Source organism: Ornithinibacter sp., from assembly GCF_035443565.1.
In the GTDB taxonomy this organism is placed as follows: domain Bacteria; phylum Actinomycetota; class Actinomycetes; order Actinomycetales; family Dermatophilaceae; genus Fodinibacter.
Map to the genome: position 1 here is coordinate 1 of NZ_DAORSO010000421.1, position 1116 is coordinate 1116.

Genomic DNA, 1116 nt, shown 5'->3' on the forward strand with positions numbered 1-1116 from the left:
ATCGAAGGTGCGGCCGCTGCCGCGACGCAGCGCCCGGAAGGTCTGGGCCAGACAGACCACCCGCCGGCCGCGAGCCAGCAGGTCCGGCGCGAGGACGAGGTAGCCCATCGCCGCGAGTCGATCAGCGTGCCCGCGCATCTGGTCGTCGAGACCGAACACCTCGTGGACGAGGACGAGCGCGGGCCACGGCCCCTCCCCCGACGGAACCGCCCGGTGGACCGGGAGGTCGCCGACGGCCGTCATGCCTGCCGATGGCGCGGTCATGACCGCGGGGCGCCGACGACGAGCGACGCGGAACCGGAGAACGAGACCAAGGACATCGACATGGCCCTGATCCTGCCGGACGACATCGGGCCCCGGCCCAGAAACGGCGTGTCCGGCGGTTGCACGCAGGAACTGTCTGAGAGATCTCATGCGGGGCGCGGGGGCGCTGCGCGGGCCTGCAACGGCCCGTGGTCACGGGTCGAGATCGTCTGAACCTCGCTGCAGATGCATTCCTGTACGCAGCGATGGTCTTCCTCGCCGCGGTGGGAGTCCAGGAGGGCCTTGCGCTCCTGTTCTCCGGCGGCGACCTGGCCGGCTGGACGCCACCCGTCTGGCTCGAGGTGGTCGGCGCGCTCGGGATGCCGCTCGCGCTCATCGGCGGACCGCTCCTCGCGTGGCGGGTCCACGGCCGGCATCTTCAGTGGCGAGACCTCGTCGCGGCAGTTGTCGGAGCCCTGCTCGGCAGTGCCGTGTTCGGGGTCGTGATGCTCGTCCTCGTCCCGCTGACCCGCCTGGTCCAGGGCCCCGCCATGGACGAGCAAGGTCCGTGGCTCGCCGGTGCCGTCGCTGCCCTGGCGGTCGTAGCGTTCCTCGCCAAGCCCGTCGCTGCGGCGGTGCGCGACCTGACCGGAGCCAAGGAGCACGCGCGGCGTCACGGGCTGCGGCTCGCGATCGTCGCCGTCGGCCTGGTCGCCATCATCGCCAGCGTGTTCGTCGGCGGTGAGACGGCCGAGCTCGGCGCGTTCCTCCTGCTGCCTGCGGTACCCGCCGTGGGCGCCGTGGGCGCCATGGACTGGTGGCGCGACAACCACCCGTCCACGACCGCCGAGTAGGACGCAGGTCGCCCGGGCG

Annotated in this window: 2 protein-coding genes; one reads left to right on the forward strand and one right to left on the reverse strand. The window is 72.5% G+C overall.

Features of this window, described 5'->3' with window-relative positions:
• The coding region (locus PLL68_RS15940; protein ID WP_502910746.1) for a dienelactone hydrolase family protein at positions 1-414 on the reverse strand (414 nt) is incomplete at its 3' end.
• Positions 415-509: 95 nt separating this feature from the next.
• Between PLL68_RS15940 and PLL68_RS15685 the strand changes: the two genes are divergently transcribed.
• Positions 510-1097: a hypothetical protein gene (locus tag PLL68_RS15685; RefSeq protein WP_324535695.1), complete on the forward strand. Its 588-nt coding sequence runs from the start codon at positions 510-512 to the stop codon at positions 1095-1097.
• Positions 1098-1116: the final 19 nt, after the last annotated feature.